Source organism: Micromonospora sp. WMMC250 (assembly GCF_027460215.1).
GTDB lineage: Bacteria > Actinomycetota > Actinomycetes > Mycobacteriales > Micromonosporaceae > Micromonospora > Micromonospora taraxaci.
The window spans coordinates 1,979,713-1,999,164 of sequence record NZ_JAPZBJ010000002.1; the positions used below are offsets into that span (position 1 = coordinate 1,979,713).

Below are 19,452 nucleotides of genomic sequence, written 5' to 3' on the forward strand. Positions count from 1 at the left end.
TCCTCAGAGTGGGCGCACGACGGTCGGCGCCGCCGCGGGGTCGGTGAGCCAACAGGCGACGCTGCGGTCGCCCAGGTCGACGGTGGGTGGCTGCTCGACGCACCTGTCGAACGCGTGCGGGCACCTCGGCCGGAACCGGCACCCGGTGGGGGCGTTGGCCGGGTCGGGCACCTCCCCGGCGAGGATGGCGGGCAGGCGCGGGGTGGGCCCGATCTGCGGCACCGCGTCGATCAACGCCCGGGTGTACGGGTGTCGCGGCGCGCGCCACAGCTCGCGGGTGGGCGCGGTCTCGACGATGCGGCCCAGGTACATCACGGCTGTCACGTCGGCGATCTCGTGCACCAGCGACAGGTCGTGGGAGATGAACAACATGCCCATGTCGAGGTCGCGGACCAGCCCGACGAGCAGGTTGACCACCTGCGCCTGGGACGAGGCGTCCAGGGCCGTCACCGGCTCGTCGGCGATGATCATCCGGGGTTCCGGTGCGAGCGCGCGGGCGATCGCCAGGCGCTGCCGCTGACCGCCGGAGAACTGGTGCGGGTAACGGTCGGCGGCGCTGGTCGGCATGGCCACCCGGTCGAGCAGTTCGTACACCCGGGCCCGGCGGGCCGCCCCGGTGACCGTCGCCGGTACGCCGTCGAGCAGTTGGGAGCCGATCGTTCGCCGGGGGTTCAGCGAGGCGTACGGGTTCTGGAAGACCATCTGGAGGCCGACCTCGTCGCCCGCCCGGGGTCGCCAGCCCAGCGGGGTGACCGGTCGGTCGGCGTACCGGACGGTGCCGGCGCTCGGCGCGCTCAACCCGACCGCCACCCGGGCCAGCGAGGACTTGCCGCAGCCGGACTCGCCGACCAGGCCGACGATCTGGCCGGGCAGCACCTCCAGGTCGACCCCGGCGACGGCCCGTACCCGCCCCCGACCTCGGGATCGGTACTCGACCTCGACGTCGGTGAAGGACAGTCGCGCGGGCGCGGGGGTCGTCATGCGGCCACCTCCAGGTTCGGGCGGACCACGCAGGCCACCGACCGGTCCGCGCCGACGGGGGCGAGCGGGGGCGGTGCCGTGCCGCAGGACGGTTCGGCGTACCCGCAACGGGGTTGGAACGGGCATCCCGGTGGCGCCTCACCGGGTGCCGGCGGCGCGCCCGGAATGGGTCGCAGCGTCCCGCCGGTCTGGGTGCCGTGCGGGCGGGCGCCGAGCAGCGCGGCCGTGTACGGGTGCGTGGGCGCGGTGAGCAGAGCGCCGGTCGGGCCGGTCTCGACCACCCGCCCGGCGTAGAAGATGTAGCCGCGGGTGGTGAGGGCGCTGAGCACCCCGAGGTCGTGGGTGATGAACGCGACGGCCAGCCCGGTCTCGGCGCGAAGCCGGTCCAGCAGGGCCAGGATGCCGGCCTGCACCGTGACGTCGAGGGCCGTCGTCGGTTCGTCGGCGATCAGCAGTCGAGGGCGGGCGGCCAGGGCGATGGCGATGGCGACCCGTTGCCGCATCCCGCCGGAGAACTGGTGCGGGTAGGCACGCAGGGCCCGTTCCGGGTCCGGGATGCGGACCTGGTCGAGCAGCTCCACCGCACGGCGGGCCGCGGCCCGCCGGTCCATCCGCAGGTGCACCCGCATGTGTTCGGTGAGCTGCCGGCCGACGGTGAGCATCGGGTGCAGGGCCGCGCTCGGGTCCTGGAAGACCATCGCGATACCGGCCCCGCGCACCCGCTGCCAGCCCTTGTCGTCCAGGCCCAGCAGTTCGGTGCCGGCGTACCGGGCCGAGCCGCTGACCGCCGCCCCCGGGGGCAGCAACCCGAGCAGGGTCTGCGCGGTGAGGCTCTTGCCGCAGCCGCTCTCCCCCGCGATACCGACCAGCTCGCCCTCGTCGACCGTCAACGACACGTCGTGCAGGATCGGCAGCGGGCCGCGCGGCGAGGGCAGGGTGACGGCCAGGGAGTCGACGTCGAGCAGCGGTGCCACCTCAGCGTCCCTTCGTGTAGCGGGGGTCGAGCCGGTCCCGCAGCGCGTCACCGAGCACGTTGAACGCCATCACGACGGTCAGGATGGCGAGGCCGGGAAACACGCTGACCCACCACATCGACAGGTCCTGCGCGCCGAGGGCCACCATCGAGCCCCACTCGGCCGCCGGCGGGCGGGGCCCCAGGCCGAGGAACGACAACGCGGCCAGCAGCAGCACCGCGTTGCCCAGCTCCAGCGTGGCCAGCACGATCGCCGGCCCGACACTGTTGGGCAGCACGTCGCGACGCAGCGCGCGGATCGGCCCGACGCCGAGCAGCCGGGCGGCGTTCAGGTAGTCGTCGCCCCGCATACCCAACACGGCGCTGCGGATGACCCGGGCGTAGACCGGCCAGGAGACGATGACCAACGCCAGCACGGCGTTACGGGTGTTCGGGCCGAACGCCGCTGTCACCGCCATGGCCAGGATGATCTGCGGGAACGCGAACACCAGGTCGGTCAGGCGCATCAGCGCCTCGTCGACGAACCGACCGACGTACCCGGCGACCAACCCGAGCAGCCCGCCGACCAGCAGGGCCAACGAGACGATGGCCAGGGCCAGCGGGATGGACAGGCGGGCGCCGTGGATGACCCGGCTGAGGATGTCCCGGCCGAGCGAGTCGGTGCCGAACCAGTGCGCCCCCGACGGCGGCGCGTACGCGTCGGGGCTCTGCGCCAGTGGGCCGTACGGGGCGAGAACGTCGGCGAGCAGCGCCAGCAGCAACCACCCACCGAGGATGGTCAGGGCCACCATCGTGATCGGCTGACGCCAGACCGGCCGGCTGGTCGCGCCGCCACGGAGTCGACCGAGCCAACGACGCCGGCCCAGAGCCCGCTCCGCCTTCGGGTCAGCGAGTGTCGTCATGAGAGCCGGATCCTCGGGTCGATGAGACCGTAGAGCAGGTCGACGGTCAGGTTGACCACCGTGTAGACGAGCGCCACGAACAGGCTGACGCCGAGGATCGAGGGCAGGTCCAGTGCCGTGGCGCTGCGGTACGCGTACTGACCGACACCGGGCCAGCCGAAGATGCTCTCCACCAGCACCGTCCCGGACAGCAGCGAGGCGAAGGCCAACCCGGAGACGGTGACCACCGGGACGAGACCGGCGCGCAGCAGGTGCCGGCGCAGCACCACCCGGGTCGGCAGACCCTTGGCGTACGCGGCACGGATGTAGTCCTGCTGGAGCACCTCCAGCATCGCCGAGCGGACGAACCGGACCAGCATCGCCACGGTCAGCGAGGTCAGCACGAGCACCGGCAGGGACAGGTGCTGGGCGGCGTCCCACGCGACGTCCCACTGCCCGGCGAGCGCCGCGTCGACCGTGTACATGCCGGTGACGGTGGGCGGTGGGCTGAAGTCCGTGGAGAGTCGTCCGCCGCTGGGCGCCAGGCCGAGCTGGTAGAAGAAGACGTAGAGCACGACGAGCGACAGCCAGAACGGCGGGGTGGACAGCCCGAGCAGGGCGCCGATCCGGACGAGCTGGTCGGTGAGCCGACCGTTGCGGACCGCCGCGAGCATGCCGATCCCGGTGCCGATGAGCAACGCCAGCACCATGCTCGGGATGGCCAGTTCCAGTGTCGCCGGCACGTAGTGCAGCAGGTCGTCCAGGACGGCTCGCCCGGTCTGCTGGGAGAGGCCCAGGTCGCCGTGCAGCAGGTTGCCCAGGTAGTGCGCGTACTGGGCCCAGAGCGGCTGGTCCAGACCCCACTTCTCGCGGAAGGCGGCCACCGCGGCCGGGTCGTTGAGAGCCTGGTCGGAGAGATTGGCGGTCACCGGGTCACCGGGGACCACGTTGACCAGGCCGAACGTCACCACCGTGACGCCCAGCAGCAGGCCGGCGGTGATCGCCACCCGCTTGGCCAGGAACGTCAGCAGCGGGTGGGCACCCCGGGGCCGGGACGCGGTCGTGGCGACCGCGCCCGGCTCACCGTCGTGGACTGTCGTCATGTCGTCGGGACTACTTGCGGCCGACCGCGGCGACGTCCACCTGCCAACCGGCGGCGGTGTAGTCCGCGCCGGTCAGGTCGGTGGTCGCCACGACGATGGAGGAGTTGCTGGCCAGCACCAGGTACGGCGAGGACGCGTTCATCAGCCGCTGCCACTCCTGCATGGCGGCGGCCCGGCCGGCCAGGTCGAGGGTCTCGGTGACCTTCTTGCCGGCGGCCACCACGGCCGGGTCGGCCCGCTCGACGGTCCAGCCGGAGCGCAGCGCGGTCGCCTGCCCCGGTGCCATGTTGTTGATGAGCGAGTCGGCGACCGGGTAGTTCAGGCTCTGCGGGGTGAACCCGAGCGGTGACTTCCCGCCGCGCATCTCGTCGAGGAACGTGGTCAGCGGCTGCGGGTTCAACTCCAGCTTGATGCCCGCCTCGGCGGCGTCGCCCTGCACCTTGGTGGCCACCGTACCGAGGTCCACACCCTTGTAGGTGATGGCCGGGTAGGTGAACTTCACAGTGGGGTTGGTCAGGCCGCCCTCGGCCAGCAGCGCCTTGGCCTTCGCGACGTCCCGCTTGGACTCCTCGCCGGCCGGCAGCGCGCCCGGGAAGGCCGGCGCGACCAGCCCGGCGCCGGGCGCCGCGCCCTTGCCGTACAGGGCCGCGATGCCCTGGTAGTCGATGGCGGCGCGCAGGGCCTGGTTGAACTTCGGGTTCGAGGTGACCGCCGAGACGCCCGGGTCGGCGTTGAGGAAGAGGAAGTAGACGGTGTCCTGCACGCCGGAGGTCTGCACGCTGCCCGGCAGGCCGTCGAGGAGCTTGCCGGAGATGTCCAGGGAGATCTCGGCGGCCTCGGCGCGCTGCATGGTCAGCTTCTGGGTCTGCACGTCCATGTTGCGCAGCACCACCCGGGAGAACTGCGGCTTGGTGCCCCAGTACTTCGGGTTGGCCTCCAGCACCACCTGCGCCGACGGGTCGTACGACTTGAGCACGTACGGGCCGCTGCCGAGGGAGTTGGTGTCCAGGTACTGCTGCGCGGTGTCGCCCTGCGCGGCGTCGGCGCCGTCGCGGGCGCCGTGCTCCTTGGCGGCCTTGGAGTTGAGCACAGCTGTCGACGGCATCGACAGCACGACCGGGATGTTCGGGTCGGGCGTGTTCGAGGCGACCACGACGGTGCTGTCGTCGGTCTTGGTCACGGTCAGGCCGCTGACGGTGACCGCCGGGCTGGCCTTGATGTTCTTCAGGCGGTTGAGCGAGAAGACGACGTCGTCGGCGGTGAGCGGGCTGCCGTCGGCGAACGTGACACCCTGCCGCAGCTTGAAGGTGAACGTCTTGGCGTCGGGTGACGCCTGGTACGACTCGGCCAGCGCGGGGACGGGCTTGCTCACGTCCGAGCCCTTGAAGGTGAGCAGGGTGTCGTAGAGGGCGTGCACGGCGGTCAGGCCGGTCGCCTCGTAGACCCGGCCGGGGTCGAGGGTCTTGAGCACGAACGAGGTGTTCACGGTGAGCGTCTTGGCCGCACCGTTCGCGTTTCCACCGCTGCCGCCGGCGCTGCAGGCGCTGACGGACAGGACGGCCAGCGTCGCCAGAGCGGACGCTCCGGCGAGGAGCCGGCGGGGGGACACCGACATGCTGTTCCTACCTTCTATCGCGCGGCCCGCCGTGCGGGAACCGCGGGGCGTCGACGCCTCGGGCGACCCGACCACCGGCGGAAGCGGCGGGAGATCGTCGCGGGGTTCTCGGGAAGCGTCGTCTCGGGTTGGATGTAGGCCGGACGGGGACGTCGTCCGGTTCGTCTCGACGCGGCCTTGTCTAGTGGTGTCGAACGTCGCCGCCTGTTGTTCAGCGATACTAAACAGCCCCGTATAGTCGGGTCAATCAAGATTCAGCCACACTGTTTTTGGAACGAGGACACATGCTCGGTGACCGACTCCGCGACCTGCGTCAGCAGCACTCCCTCACGCTGCGCCAGCTCGCCACAGCCGCCGACGTGTCCCCCGCTCTGCTCAGCCAGATCGAGAACGGCGCGACCGACCCCAGCCTGTCCACCCTGCGAAAACTCGCCCAGGTCTTCGACACCTCGATCGCGGAGCTGTTCTCCGAGCCCGAGGCGCCGCCGGTGCACGTCAGCCGCGTCGGCGCCCGGACCCGGCTGGCCGCACCGCCCGGCCAGATCACCTACGAACGACTCACCCCTGGCCGGGGCGACCTGGAGGTCCTCCAGGCCCACCTCGCACCCGGCGACGCCAGCTCGGCGGAACCCTGGGCACACCCGTCCACCGAGTGCGCGATCGTCGTCACCGGCGAGGTCGTCGCGCAGATCGGCGGCGAGTCGTACACCCTCACCGCCGGCGAGTCGGTCACCTTCGACTCGCGCCTGGCACACCTCTACCGCAACGCCAGCGGAGAACGCGCCCACCTGATCATCGCGGTGACGCCGCCGACCCCCTGACCGGCCAGAGTGGAGACCTCACGGGATCGACGCGACGGCGCCGCCGACCTAGCATGTCGACGAATGGATCTTCGAGCTTGGTCAGTGCCGACCCCGGCAACCAGCCCAACCGAAGGGAGACGCGCGTGCGTCGACCCCGTCATCTAGCGCTCCTGAGCGTCGGTGTGTCCGGCGCACTGGTGCTCAGCGCAGCCCCCACCGCAACGGCTGCACCGCCCGCCGCCACCACGCCCACCGGCATCGTGGTCAGCGACGGCATGACCCAACCGGTGTTCTCGCTCGCCGACGCGATCGAGGAGCGGGTGTTCGTCCAGACCCCTGTGGACACCGACCACGACGGCCGGCTCGACCGGGTCGCCATCGACATTTCCCGGCCCCGCGAGACCGCCACCACCGGCTTCAAGGTGCCGGTCATCTTCGAGCACAGCCCCTACCGCAAGGGCACCTGGGGTGACGTGCCGTACCCGAGCGTGCTCGTCGACGAGCTGCCGCAGAACGGCCTGACCGACCGCTCCGGCCGCCGCGCGCTCGACGTCGGCACGCAGCGAGCCCAGGCCAAGGCGAACCTGCCCGGCTCACTGGACGACTACTACGTGCCCCGCGGGTACGCGGTGGTGCTCGGCCAGAGCGTCGGCACCGGCGACTCGGACGGCTGCCCGACCAGCGGTGACCAGGCCGAGACGCTGGGCACCAAGGCCGTCATCGACTGGCTCAACGGCCGGGCCAAGGGGTACGACGCCAACGGCGCCCCGGTCACCGCCGGCTGGACCACCGGCGCGGTCGGCATGACCGGCGTCTCCTACAACGGCACCCTGCCCAACCAGGTGGCCACCACCGGAGTCAAGGGACTCAAGACCATCGTCCCGGTCTCCGCGATCAGCAGCTGGTACGACTACTACCGGGCCAACGGTCTGGTGGTCGCACCCGGCACGTTCCAGGGCGAGGACCTCGACATCCTGGCCCAGTACACCGCCGGCCAGGCACGCGCCGAAGGGCAGTGCGCCGACGAACTCGCGACGATCACCGAGGAGCAGGACCGGATCACCGGCGACTACTCACCGTTCTGGCGCGACCGCGACTACCTCGACGCCCGCAACGTCAAGGCCAGCGTCTTCGTCGTGCACGGCCTCAACGACTGGAACGTCAAGACCGAACACTTCGCCGGCTGGTGGGACCAGCTCGCCAAGCGCGACGTACCCCGCAAGATCTGGCTGCACCAGGGCGGCCACGGTGGCCCGGGCAGCAGCGCCTCGGTGACCCTGCCCAGCGGGCAGACCTGGACGTACAAGCAGACCGAGAACCGCTGGTTCGACTACTGGCTGTGGAACGTGCGCAACGGCATCATGGACGAGCCGACCGCCGTGCTCCAGCGCGAGGACCGGGCCTACACCACGTACGCCAACTGGCCCGACCCCGCCGCACGCGAGGTCGGACTGCGGTTCGCCGCCACGGACGCCACCGCCCCCGGGGCCCTCACCACCGGCAAGCCCTCGAAGGCCAAGATCGAGCAGAGCTTCGTCGACGAGGGCCGGACCATCCACCCGGACACCCTGGTGTCCAACCCGGACACCGCGAGCGACAACCGGCTCGCGTACCGCTCCCCCGAGCTGACGCAGAGCGTCCGCATCTCCGGACGTCCGGAGATGCGACTGCGGATGGCGATCGACAACAAGCCGGACGCGAACCTCACCGCGTACCTGGTCGACTACGGCCCGGCCGGGTCGACCGCCGCGCCGACAGTGGTGACGCGGGGCTGGATGGACCCGCAGAACCGCAACAGCGACGCCCGGACGACGCCGGTGAAGCAGGGCAAGATGTACGACTACCGGTGGACCATGGAACCGAAGGACTACGTCTTCCCGGCCGGGCACCGGATCGGCGTGGTCGTCTTCTCCAGCGACCAGGAGTACACGCTGCTGCCGTTGGGCGGCACCGAACTGCGGGTCGCGCCGAACGACAGCGAACTGCGTCTTCCGGTTGTCGGCGGGCGGAACGTCCTCGGCTTCTGATCCCGTCACTTTCGTACCCTGGTGGGGCAGTCCGAGATGTCACGGGCTGCCCCACCTGCACGTCCACCCCCACCCCAGACGCGCCCCGGGTGCCCCGCCCGGATGCGCCCGCCCGGGTGCGCCCCTCAGGTGCGCCCGCCCCCGCGTGCCCCCTCAGGTGTGCCGCCGCCGAGTGCCCCGCCCGGGTATGCCCGCCCCGCGTGCCCCCCGCAGGTGCGCCCGCCCCGGCGTGCCGCGCCCGGGCGTGCGCGCCTCCGGGCACCCCCGCGCCCGCCTTGGGTGGCCGACCTGAATGCCCGCCCGTACCCGGCCCGGCCCGGCCCGGCCCGGCCAAGATTCGCGCAACTTCCGGGAAGGTGCTGCCTCACGGCGCCACGAGGCAGCAGTTTCGGGGATAGTGCGAGATCGCCGACCATGATGTCGCATACGCCCGCCTCCCGCGTCCCGTCGCGGGTGGCGGCGGCGGTGAGTTCGCCGTGATCGTGGGCGCACATGGTGCGATACCGCGCTCGCCGCCTGGATCCGCTGCCCGCGCGCCTTGATCCACTCCGTTTCGCCGAAGTCGGGGTATCCCCGGCGCTCGGATACCGCGATATCGCCGAACCCGAGTGGATCAAGCCGGGTGCGCCGTCGTCGACGGGCAGGGCTGTCCGCTGTGCGAGTTTTGTCCGGTGGGTGGGGTCACCCGGGTGGCGGAATCGGGGGCCGGGCGGGGTCGTTATACCTGGCACGGCCGCGACACTGGGTCGCGGTGGACGGCAGCCGCCGGGAACACCGGCCAGGCCGCCTGGGTTACACCCCGAACGCCCCGGGCCGGGAGCCCAGCGCAATGAGCTGGGCCGCCGGATCACGCCCCCTGGCTCGGCGGAATGAATCCGCCGCCGCAGCCGGTTACCCCCTCCCGGAGCACGCCGGGCGAGGAGCTCGGCGGAATGATCCGCCGCCCTACCTGGTTACACCCGGTCCCGACGCCGGCCCTACAGGGTCGCCGGGCAGTTGAGCTTTCCCGCATGGCCGCCCCCCGTGCGTCGTGCGGTATCCCCCGATGAAGCAGAGGAGCACGCCATCATGCGTACCGATCTGATTCGTAAGACCGCTCTGACCGCCGCTGGTCTCGCGTTTGCCGGTGGTGCCATCGCCGGTCCCGTGACCGCCGCGTATGCGATGTCGGATGCCAAGCCCGCCACGCAAACCCAGACCGACCGCAAGAGCGGTGAGCGGGAGTTGGGTGTGCGCTACGAGGCGCAGCCGAACTTCTACTACTGCGGCCCCGCCGCGACCCGCAACGCCCTGTCCGTGCAGGGCAAGGACATCAACGTGGACGCGATGGCCAAGGAGATGGGCACCACCGAGGCCGGCACGAACTCGATCAACGACATCACCCCGGTGCTGAACAAGGAGACCGGCAAGAACGCGTACCGGTCGGTGGAGATCTCCAGCCCCGACGCCGACGCCAAGCAGACCGACCAGCTGCGCGCCGACATCGTCCGCACCGTCGACGACGGCCGGGCTGTGGTCGCGAACATCGCCGGCACGAGCACCGACACCAACGGCACCACGCACTCCTACGAGGGCGGGCACTACATCAGCGTCGTCGGCTACCGCGACAACGGCACCATCGTCACCATCGCCGACTCCGCCGACCCGAACCAGGCCTCCTACCAGATCACCGTCGAGCACCTCGCCGACTGGATCGCCACCCGCGGCTACGCCACCAGCTAAACCACACAGCAACACAGCACACGAACACCGAAGGGCCGGACCCCACCACGGGGCCCGGCCCTTCGTCGTCGTTTTCCACCAACTGCGCAACGTATTGACAAGTTTCGACATTGCGGTGAGGCTTGTGGGTGCTGAGAGCGCTCTCTCGCGTCGGCCGTAACCGGCCGCCACCACAACTGGCCAGGGCCATCCCCGACGTCTTCGGCGGCGGCGTCGGAGCCGTCCCTGACCCGTCCCCCGACAGGAGTCACGAGATGGACAGGGCCGCACCCCTATCCGGCACCCACCGCCGCCTGCGCATCGTCACGGCCATCGGCGCCCTGCTGGTGCTACTCGGCACGTACCTGGTGTCCGCCACCGACCGGGCCGACGCCGCGTCGACCAGAGCCGACCGGGCCGACGCCGCACCCGACCGGGCCGATGGCGACTTCGGCACCAACGTCATCCGGGTCGCCGAGTTCCCCGCCGACTGCACCTACAGCCACCGGCTGCCGGACGACCCGATCATCTTCCCCGGGCTGCCCGGAGCCTCGCACATGCACAGCTTCTTCGGCAGCACGGTGACGAACGCCCGCACCACGCTCCCCGACCTGGTCAACTCCTCCACCACCTGCAACCCGCGGGTGGACGTCTCGTCCTACTGGGTGCCGACGCTGTACCGGGACAACGTGCCGGTGGAGCCGGCGATCGCCACGTTCTACTACCTGGGCGAGGGCGTACGCTCCGACGTCGTCGCGAACACCCAGCCGTTCCCCCTCGGCCTGCGGCTGGTCGCCGGCAACGCGAAGGCCACCGGGCCGAACGACAGCATCGCCCGTTGGTCGTGCCTGCACGCCGGGCACGTGCCGCCGTCGAAGGACTTCGTGAACTGCCCGTCCGGCACGATGCTGGAGTCGTACCTGGACTTCCCGCAGTGTTGGAACGGCCGGGACCTGGACTCGGCGGACCACAAGAGCCACCTCGCGTACCCGGTGAACCAGGCCTGCCCGAGCACCCACCCGGTGCATGTGCCGAAGTTGCGGCAGGTGTTGCGGTACCCCGTCACCGGTGACCCGTCGCGGTTCCGGCTGGCGTCCGGGCCCGGCTACACGATGCACGGCGACTTCTTCAACGCCTGGCCGGTCGCGGAAATGGCCCGCCGGGTCCAGGACTGCATCCGCCCCGTCATCAAGTGCGGTCACGACGGCCGACCGATCTGAGCGACAGGTGCACACCACGGCGGCGGGCCCGGTCACACGGGCCCGCCGCCCTGGCGGGAAGGAGGCCGGATGCGCCGATCAGCAGCATCCACAGTGCTCGTCGCCGTCCTGCTCGTCGCCGGCTGCGGTACCGGGCAGCCCCGCAACCCGACCAGCACCGCGGCGACCGAGCCACCGGCGGTCGACCTGGCACCGACCCGGCCGCCGACGGTCGCGCCGGCACCGACGGGTACGCCGGGGTCGTTCAGCCCCACCGACATCGCCTGGCTCCAGTTGACGGTGGCGATGGCCGAACGCCTGCTGCCCGTACTCGAACTCGTGCCGGCGCGGACCACGGACCCGGCCTGGCGACGTCTGGTCGCCCAGGTCGAGGCCACCGAGCGCGCCGACCTGGACCGGGCCCGCCGGCTGTTGGCAGTTGCCGGCGCGCCGGCCACCAACCCGCACGAGGGTCACGACATGCCGGGCATGGTCACCGCCGAGCAGGTGACCGCGCTGCGGGCGGCCACCGGGTCGCCGTTCCACCGGCTGCTCGCCGGGCACCTCCGCGCGCACCTGGCGCAGGCGGTCCGGATCGCCGGCGCCGAACAGCACGCCGGGGCGCAGCCGGCGACCACGGCGATGGCCGGGGCGGTGGTCCGGGACGGCAACGCCCACCTCGCGCGGCTCGACCGGCTCGACCAGCCGCCGTCGGCCGCACCACCGGCCAACGCGCCCGCTCGGTGACCTCCGGCCGGTGCCCCTCAGGTGGTGTAGCGCGCGGCCAGGTCGACGACACGCTGGGCGGCGGCCACCATCGCCCGGTCCGCGAACCGGCCGTCGGGCAGGACCACGGTCCCCGAGTCCCGCAGTTCCGCGTCCGCCACCGCGGCCAGCAGTTCGGCGGCGCGGGCCACCTCCCGCTCGGCCGGACGGAACGCCTCGACGATCACTGGAAGCTGGCGCGGGTGGATCGCCGTACGGCCGAGGAACCCGAGCCGCCGCCCGACCGCGCACGACGCGGCCAGACCGTCGAGGTCCACCACGTCGGCGTACACCGCCATCGCCGGTGGGGTCAGGCCGGCCGCACGGGCCGCGACCACCACCCGGCCGCGCGCCCAGAGCAGGCCGTCGTCGTCACTCACCCCGAGGTCGGAGCGCAGGTCGGCCTCACCGAGGCCGATCGAGGCCACTGCGGGGTGGGCTGCGGCGATGGGGTACGCGGACTCCAGCCCGAGCGCCGACTCGATCAGCGGGTGCAGGGGTACGTCGACGCGTTCCCCGAGGGCTGTCACCGTCGCGGCCGACTCGACCTTCGGCAGCCGTAGCCCGGTCAACCCGGGCCGACCCGTCACCGCCGTCAGGTCGGCGTCGACGTCCGGGCCGGTCAGCTCGTTGACCCGGACCTGCACCGGCACGGGGTGCTGGTCGGCGAGGAACTCGGCGACGGCGTCGCGGGCGTACGCCTTGCGTCCGGCGACCACGGCGTCCTCCAGGTCGAGGATGACCGCGTCCGCGCCGGAGGCGACCGCCTTGGCGAACCGGTCCGGGCGGTCACCGGGGACGTAGAGCCAGCTCAGCAGCATCAGAGCACGCCCCGTTCGCGCAGCGCCGCCAATTCCTCGTCGGTCAGGCCGAGCGCCCCGAACACCGTGTCGGTGTCCTGGCCGTGCCGCCGTCCGGCGTGCCGGATCTCGCCCGGTGTCTCGGTGAGCCGGAACGGCACGTTCTGCATTCGTACCTCGCCCAACTCCTCGTCCGGCACGGTGCGGACGGTGCCGAGTGCCGCGTACTGCGGGTCGGCGAGGATGTCCCGTACGTCGTAGACGGGCGCGACCGCCGCCTGCGCCTCCTCGAACGCGGCCACCACCTCGTCGCGGTCCCGTTGTGCGACCCAGGCGCCCACCGCGGCGTCCAACTCGTCGGCGTGCGCGGCCCGGCCGCTGCCGGTGGCGAACCACGGCTCGTCGACCAGCTCGGGTCGGCCCACCAGCCGCAGCACCCGTTCGGCGATGCTCTGCGCGCTGGTGGAGACCGCCACCCAGCGCCCGTCCGCGCACCGGTAGGTGTTGCGCGGGGCGTTGTTGTTGGACCGGTTGCCCAGCCGGGGCTGGACGTAGCCGATCTGGTCGTACCAGGTGATCTGCGGCCCGAGCATCGCCATGATCGGCTCGATGATGGCGAGGTCCACGACCTGCCCGGTGCCGGTGACGTCCCGGGCCCGCAGGGCCAGCATCACCGCGTACGCGGCGGCGAGCGCGGTGACCGAGTCGGCCAGCCCGAACGGCGGCAGGGTGGGTGGGCCCTCCGGTTCCCCGGTGGCCGCCGCGAAGCCGCTCATCGCCTCGGCGAGCGTGCCGAACCCGGGCCGGCGGGCGTACGGGCCGGCCTGCCCGAAGCCACTGATCCGGGTGATCACCAACCGGGGGTTGACGGCGTGCAACTCGGCCGGGCCCAGCCCCCACCGCTCCAGGGTGCCGGGGCGGAAGTTCTCCACCAGCACGTCGGCGTCGGCGAGCAGCCGGAGCAGCAACTCCGCGCCCTCCGGGTCGGACAGGTTCAGGGTCACCGTGCGCTTGTTGCGGCCGAGGACCTTCCACCAGAGCCCCACGCCGTCGCGGGCCGGGCCGTGTCCCCGCGACGGGTCCGGCTTGACCGGATGCTCCACCTTGATCACGTCGGCGCCGAAGTCACCGAGGAACGCCGCCGCGAGTGGGCCGGCGAACAGGGTGGCCAGGTCGACGACAGTGACGCCGTCCAGCGGTGCGGTCACCGGGTCACCTCCGTCGTCTCGGGAAGGTCGGCCGCGCAGCGGAAACCGACCTGGTCGGAGCGGGTGAGACCGGCGCCGGTGAGCAGCAACTTCACCGAGACGTCCGCCGGTTGCGGGCCGCCGTCGAGGTACCAGTCGGAGCCCTCCGCCCGGTAGGCGGCACCACCCTTGAGGATGGCGAACCGGGTACGGCCGTCGGAGTGCTCGCTGTCGGTCAGGTTCCACACCAACGGCTCCCGTCGTACGAGCAGCCCCGCCTCGGCGGCGACCTGCCACTCGTCCTCGGTGGGCAGCCGTAGCCCGGCCCACTCCGCGTACGCGCGCGCGTCGGACAACTCCACACCTGTCACCGGCTCGTCGGCCGGTCCGCTGCCCGCCGTGAACCGTTCGGGGCGCACCGGACGGTAGCCGCTGGCGCGCAGGAACTCGGCGTACTCGGAGTGGGTGACCTCGCGCACGGCGATGGCGAACCGGTCGAGTCGGACGCTGCGCCGCACCGTGCCGGGGTGGTGCAGTCGGGGCGGCAACGGTTTCCACTCGTCGACGTAGGGCGCCTCGCCGTACAGCCCGGTCTCCCGCACCCGGTGCCGGACGACGAGGTCCCGTCGGCCGCCCGCGACGGCGACCATGCCCGACGGCACCTCCAAGCGGGGTGCCCACGGGGTGCGGACGCGTACCGCCTCGCGGGCCGGGAAGGCCGGGTCGCCGGTCGGTGGCTCGTGCTGGTGCGCGGCGGCGACGCCGGGCGCGACGGCGGCGATCGCGCCGGCCGGGAGTGGACCGCCCACCGCGAGCCGACCGTCGGAGGTCTCGGTGACGGTCAGCTCGACACCGGTGACCAGGTCGACGAACCGTCGCCCCGCGCCCGGGTCGACGACCAGCCACGGGCCGTCGTGGTCGGCGCCCCGGTTCACCACCGTCCACAGGGGTTGGTCGTCGTGCGTCCAGCGGGACGCGTACACCTGGCCGTGGCCGGGGTGGTCGGCGAGCGGCACCCAGTCCTCGGCGCGCAACCACGCGGCGTGGCTGCTCTGCACCCGGCGCATCGCCCGCAGCACCGCCCGGTCGCGCTCGTTCCAGCCGACCCAGACGCCGAAGACGCTCTCCCAGACCAGGACGCCGACGCCGTTGAGCCAGGCGGAGTGCAGCTCGTCGAGGTGGTCGCGGTGCCAGCGCCGGGTGTGGTGCAGCACGTGCCGCCGCTCGAACCACTTGGCCCGCAGCACACCGGGCACCTCGGAGTCGGCGAACCACTGCGCCCAGGACATCGCGTGGTCGGCGATACGGGCCAACGGAACCCGGCTCTCGCCCTCCAGGATCATGCCGGGGCGGACCGCGTCCAGCGCGGCGCGCAGTTCCCCGGCGCCCTCCTTGAGGGTGTCCAGGAAGACCCCGTCGACGCCGAGCTTGCCGGCCAGCTCGGCGACCTCCTCGGCGTCGGTGCCCGCCTCGCGCCGGGTGCCGGTGTCCCACGGGTTGTAGTCGACGAAGACCCGCACCCCGCGTTCCTGGAACGCGCGCACCACGTCGGCCAGCTCCGGCACGTCCCGGTACCAGTCGAACTGGTTGCGGTCGTCCAGGCCGATCACCGGGTACGCGTGCCACAGCACCACCCCGTCGAAGCCACCGAAGTCCCGGCCGGCCGCGTCGAGGAACCCGTCGACGGTGAAGACGCCGCGTTCGTGGTCGTAGAGCGCCTCGTCCCAGAGCCAGGCCAGGCAGACGCTGAAGCAGTCGCCGGTGATCTCGTCGTAGTGCTCGCCGACGTAGCCGATCCGGTCCCGGGCGTCGGCCCGCCACCGGGTGATCTGCTCCCGCCAGGCCGGCCAGTCCGCCGGGTCGCCCGGCGCGGCGAAGATCTTCGCCTCGTCCAGGGTGCTCAGGTCGGCGTGCCCGCCCAGTGGCACGTCGGTGGGCCGGTCGATCGGGCGCGGGACGTACGGGTTGAAGCTCACTGGGCACCTCGGTAGGTCGCGTCGTAGAGGGCGTCGATGGCCGGCCGGTCGGGCAGGGCGGTGGACGCACCGGGCCGCTGGGCGCAGGCCGCGCCGGCGGCACAGGCCCAGCGCAGGCTCGCCGTGACGGTGTCCTCGCTGACGGCGCCGCCGCGCTCGGCCCAGCCCACGGCGAGCGCGCCGGTGAACGCATCACCCGAGGCGGTGGTGTCGACCGCTTCGATCTGCGGCGCCGGGACTGCGATACGCAGTCCGCGCCGGTCGGCGTACGCGGCGCCGCGCGCGCCGAGGGTGAGCACCACCCGGGGCACCAGCTTCAGCAGCGCGTCGAGCAGCACCGGCGGGTCGTCGGAGGAGATCCCGGCCACGACGGCGGCCTCGTGTTCGTTGACCACCAGCACGTCGACCAGGTCGAGCAGTTCGGTGGGCAGCGTCGCGGCGGGGGCGGCGTTCAGCACCACTGTGGTGCCGTCGGCCCTGGCCCAGTCGGCCGCCTGGGTCACCGCGGTCAGCGGCACCTCCAGTTGGAGCAGCAGCACGTCCGCCGCCGCGATCGTGGCCCGGTCGTCGGCGTCCAGTGCGGTCAACGTGCCGTTGGCCCCGGGGGCGACCACTATGAAGTTCTCCGCCTCCCGGTCGACGCCGATCAACGCCACGCCGGAGGGGCCGGCGACGGTCCGCAGACCCCGCACGTCCACGCCCGCCCCGACGAGGCTCGTCCGCAGCTGCGTACCGAACCCGTCGTCGCCGACCGCGCCCACGAAGTCGCAGGCCGCACCGGCCCGTGCGGCGGCGACCGCCTGGTTGGCGCCCTTGCCGCCGGGCACGGTCCGGAAGTTCTCGCCGAGCACCGTCTCGCCGGGGCGGGGCAGCCGCGACGTCGTGACCACCAGGTCCAGGTTGCTGCTGCCCACCACCGCCACGCGTGCGCTCATGCCGCGCTCCCTTCCGTTCCGCCCTGTTCCGCCAGGGCGAGGGTCCGCCGGGCCAGCTCGTCGAAGCCGATCCCGTCGAAGCCGCCGATGCTGCTGGCCAGCCGGTTGCGCAACGGCGCCACCCAGCGGGCCGGCAGTGCGGACGCGCCGGTGAGGGCACCGGTCACCGCACCGACAGTCGCGCCGGTCGAGTCGGTGTCCCAGCCGCCGCTGACCACCGCGGTGATGGACCGCTCCAGATCCCCCCGGCCGTACGCCAGGGCGGCGGCCACCAGCGCGGCGTTGTTGCGCACGTGCACCCAGTGCAGGTGGCCGTGCCGGGCGTACAGCTCGTCGACAACGGCCTCCCAGTCGTCGGTTCCCGCGCCGAGGGCTCGGGCCTCGCGAACCGTGGTCGCGAACCGGCTGCGCGGCGGCAGGATCGCCTCGGCGGCGTCCAGCACCTCGTCCACCGTGTCCGCGACCGGAGCTGCCGCGGCCAGGGCCGCGGCCCAGATCGCACCGTGCACCCCGCCCCGGACGTGACTGACGGCAGCGTCGCGCAACGCCAGCTCGGCGGCGCGGTCCGGCCGGCCGGGGTTGACCCAGCCGTACACGTCGGTGCGGATCTGCGCGCCGATCCACTCCCGGAACGGGTTGTGCCGGCGGGCGCTGCGCGGCGGCGCGTACCCGAGGAGCAGGTTGCGGTACGCGACCCGCTCGGCGGTGAAGACCCGTCCGCCGGGGAGCCAGTCCAGCCACGCCTGCGCCACGTCGGCGCTGGTGAAACTCCGCCCCCGCGTCTCCAGCACCCGCAGGGCCAGCAGCGGGTAGTTCAGGTCGTCGTCCTCGGGCATCCCGTCGATGTTCTCGGCGAGGCTGGTCGGCGCGCTGCGCCGGTTCCACGGCCAGCGGGCGGCGACGTCGGCCGGGAGTCCCTTCGCGGTGAACCAGTCGTGCAGCGGCCACCTGTCGGTCGCGACCAGGATCTCCCGGATCCCGTGGCGGGGGATCTTCTCCACCGGTTTGCCGAGCAGGCAGCCGGCCGCGCGGCCCAGCCACGCGCCGTGCAACCGGTCGTAGTCCACGGCGGTCGGCAGCGACCAGCCGGCCGGCCAACCGGCTCGCAGCGTGGCCAGGTCGTCCGGCTCGTCGGCGGCGTCGACGGTGGGCAGCGCGTCGGCGGCGTCCAGCAGCTCCACAGCGAGCGCCCGCAGGTCCGGTGCCACCGGGGTCGGCGACGCCCCGCTGACCGGCGGGGTGAGGTCCCCGCCGGCCGCCGTCCAGCGCGCGGCGAGCGCGGCAACGTCGCGTCCCTCGTCCCGGCTGGCCGCCAGTTCGTGCGGCAGCAGGTCCTCCGGCTGCACCCAGGTGATCCTCACCGGGTCGACTCCCGTGCCAGCGCGGCGAAGCGGTCGGCCCGCCGGGCGAACCGGGCCTGGTCGCGCTCGAACACCTCGCCGGCCACCGCCGCGAGGACCCGGGCGGGCTCCACCAGGTCGGTCTTCGACGCCGTGGCGACCACCTCTGACCACTCTGCCGGCACCGCGTCCGCGCCGCCCAGCGCACCGGCGATGGCGGCGGCCATGGTGGCTGTCGAGTCGGCGTCCCGGCCGTAGTTGACCGACCCGAGCACCGCCGCCCGGAAGTCACCGCCGGCCACCACGAGCATGCCGAGGGCCACCGGCAGCTCCTCGATGGCGTGCAGACGGCTGGGCCGCCGCGCGCCCAACCCGGGACTGCGGTACTCCTCCCCCACCGTGTCGTAGGGGGCGACCGCCGCGCGCAGCGCCGGAATGGCCTGCTTCCAGTCGCTGTGACCGCGGGCCTCCTTGACCACCGCGTCGATGGCCGCGCGGGTGCCGTCGCGGGCCAGGTCCAGGGCCGCGGCGACGACGTCCTCGACGCCCGCGCCGGGGGTCGCCGCCGCCGCGACCGAAGCCGCGAAGACCGCGGCGGCCTCCCGCCCGTAGCTGTGCTGGTGCGCACCGGCGATCTCCACCGCCTCGGCGTACGCCCCGGCGGGGTCGCCCGCGTTGACGATGCCGACCGGCGCCATGTACATGGCCGCGCCACAGTTCACGATGTTGCCGACCCCGGCCTCACGCGGATCGGCATGGGCGTGGTGCAGACGGGTGACCAGCCACCGCTCGGCAGCGGCGAGCCGGTGGAAGGTCACCCCGTCGCGCTCCAGGTCGGGGATGTACACCACCCGCTCGATCAGGTCGGGAACCAACAGCTCCACCACGTCGTACGCGTCGAGGTGGTCCCGTTTGGCCGCGTACGCGCGGACCAGTGCGTGGGTCATCAACGTGTCGTCGGTGAGGTGCCCGTCGCCCTTGTGGTACGGCGCGAGCGGTCGTGCGGTGGCCCAGTCGGCGTGGTACGGGGGCACGATGCCCTCGACCCAGCCGCCGAAACGCGCACGGATCTGCTCCGGCAGCGCCGTCTCGGTGGCCCCACCCAGGGCGTCTCCGACCGCGGCGCCGACCAGGCAACCGACCGATGTGTCGAGCAAGAGTGACAT

At 72.6% G+C, this 19,452-nt stretch carries 16 protein-coding genes; 5 read left to right on the forward strand and 11 right to left on the reverse strand.

Annotation, left to right across the window (positions count from 1 at the left end; genetic code table 11):
* Positions 1-3: 3 nt before the first annotated feature.
* From O3438_RS08500 to O3438_RS08520, 5 genes are read right to left on the reverse strand one after another with little or no spacing between them, the layout of a single operon-like run.
* Positions 4-981: an ABC transporter ATP-binding protein gene (locus O3438_RS08500; protein WP_269679430.1), complete on the reverse strand. Its 978-nt coding sequence runs from the start codon at positions 979-981 to the stop codon at positions 4-6.
* Entirely contained in the window at positions 978-1,955 is a 978-nt protein-coding gene (locus tag O3438_RS08505; protein WP_269679431.1) for an ABC transporter ATP-binding protein, read from the reverse strand. The genes O3438_RS08500 and O3438_RS08505 overlap by 4 nt, the downstream gene beginning before the upstream one ends.
* Position 1,956: 1 nt before the next feature.
* The gene (locus O3438_RS08510; RefSeq protein ID WP_269679432.1) at positions 1,957-2,856 is read right to left on the reverse strand and encodes an ABC transporter permease; all 900 of its coding nucleotides are present in this window, start codon (positions 2,854-2,856) and stop codon (positions 1,957-1,959) included.
* A complete protein-coding gene (locus O3438_RS08515) occupies positions 2,853-3,938 on the reverse strand; it encodes an ABC transporter permease (RefSeq protein ID WP_269679433.1) in 1,086 nt (361 codons plus the stop codon). Before O3438_RS08515 ends, O3438_RS08510 begins: the two co-directional genes overlap by 4 nt.
* A 10-nt stretch (positions 3,939-3,948) precedes the next feature.
* Positions 3,949-5,553 carry an ABC transporter substrate-binding protein gene (locus tag O3438_RS08520; RefSeq protein ID WP_269679434.1) on the reverse strand — a complete coding sequence of 535 codons (1,605 nt, stop codon included), beginning with the start codon at positions 5,551-5,553 and terminating at the stop codon, positions 3,949-3,951.
* 284 nt (positions 5,554-5,837) lie between these two features.
* Here O3438_RS08520 and O3438_RS08525 point away from each other — a divergent pair, with 284 nt between their 5' ends.
* The 5 genes from O3438_RS08525 (at position 5,838) to O3438_RS08545 (ending at position 12,030) form a co-directional block, all read left to right on the forward strand.
* Positions 5,838-6,374 carry a helix-turn-helix domain-containing protein gene (locus O3438_RS08525; RefSeq protein ID WP_269679435.1) on the forward strand — a complete coding sequence of 179 codons (537 nt, stop codon included), beginning with the start codon at positions 5,838-5,840 and terminating at the stop codon, positions 6,372-6,374.
* 125 nt (positions 6,375-6,499) lie between these two features.
* Entirely contained in the window at positions 6,500-8,383 is a 1,884-nt protein-coding gene (locus tag O3438_RS08530) for a Xaa-Pro dipeptidyl-peptidase (protein ID WP_269679436.1), read from the forward strand.
* A gap of 1,068 nt (positions 8,384-9,451) precedes the next feature.
* A complete protein-coding gene (locus O3438_RS08535) occupies positions 9,452-10,105 on the forward strand; it encodes a C39 family peptidase (protein WP_269679437.1) in 654 nt (217 codons plus the stop codon).
* Between the two features lie 254 nt (positions 10,106-10,359).
* Entirely contained in the window at positions 10,360-11,304 is a 945-nt protein-coding gene (locus O3438_RS08540; protein WP_269679438.1) for a DUF1996 domain-containing protein, read from the forward strand.
* 69 nt (positions 11,305-11,373) lie between these two features.
* A complete protein-coding gene (locus O3438_RS08545) occupies positions 11,374-12,030 on the forward strand; it encodes a DUF305 domain-containing protein (protein ID WP_269679439.1) in 657 nt (218 codons plus the stop codon).
* A gap of 17 nt (positions 12,031-12,047) precedes the next feature.
* Here O3438_RS08545 and O3438_RS08550 read toward each other — a convergent pair whose 3' ends face one another.
* Genes O3438_RS08550 through O3438_RS08575 form a run of 6 tightly spaced genes read right to left on the reverse strand, consistent with a single transcriptional unit; the run spans position 12,048 to position 19,452 of the window.
* Entirely contained in the window at positions 12,048-12,869 is an 822-nt protein-coding gene (locus O3438_RS08550; RefSeq protein ID WP_269679440.1) for an HpcH/HpaI aldolase/citrate lyase family protein, read from the reverse strand.
* Positions 12,869-14,056 carry a CaiB/BaiF CoA transferase family protein gene (locus O3438_RS08555; RefSeq protein WP_269679441.1) on the reverse strand — a complete coding sequence of 396 codons (1,188 nt, stop codon included), beginning with the start codon at positions 14,054-14,056 and terminating at the stop codon, positions 12,869-12,871. The genes O3438_RS08550 and O3438_RS08555 overlap by 1 nt, the downstream gene beginning before the upstream one ends.
* Positions 14,053-16,011: an SUMF1/EgtB/PvdO family nonheme iron enzyme gene (locus O3438_RS08560; protein WP_269679442.1), complete on the reverse strand. Its 1,959-nt coding sequence runs from the start codon at positions 16,009-16,011 to the stop codon at positions 14,053-14,055. Before O3438_RS08560 ends, O3438_RS08555 begins: the two co-directional genes overlap by 4 nt.
* Entirely contained in the window at positions 16,008-16,946 is a 939-nt protein-coding gene (locus O3438_RS08565) for a ribokinase (RefSeq protein ID WP_269679443.1), read from the reverse strand. Before O3438_RS08565 ends, O3438_RS08560 begins: the two co-directional genes overlap by 4 nt.
* Positions 16,943-18,307: an ADP-ribosylglycohydrolase family protein gene (locus O3438_RS08570; RefSeq protein WP_269679444.1), complete on the reverse strand. Its 1,365-nt coding sequence runs from the start codon at positions 18,305-18,307 to the stop codon at positions 16,943-16,945. Before O3438_RS08570 ends, O3438_RS08565 begins: the two co-directional genes overlap by 4 nt.
* Positions 18,304-19,452 (reverse strand): ADP-ribosylglycohydrolase family protein, encoded by a 1,149-nt coding sequence (locus O3438_RS08575; RefSeq protein ID WP_269679445.1) that lies wholly within the window; start codon positions 19,450-19,452, stop codon positions 18,304-18,306. Before O3438_RS08575 ends, O3438_RS08570 begins: the two co-directional genes overlap by 4 nt.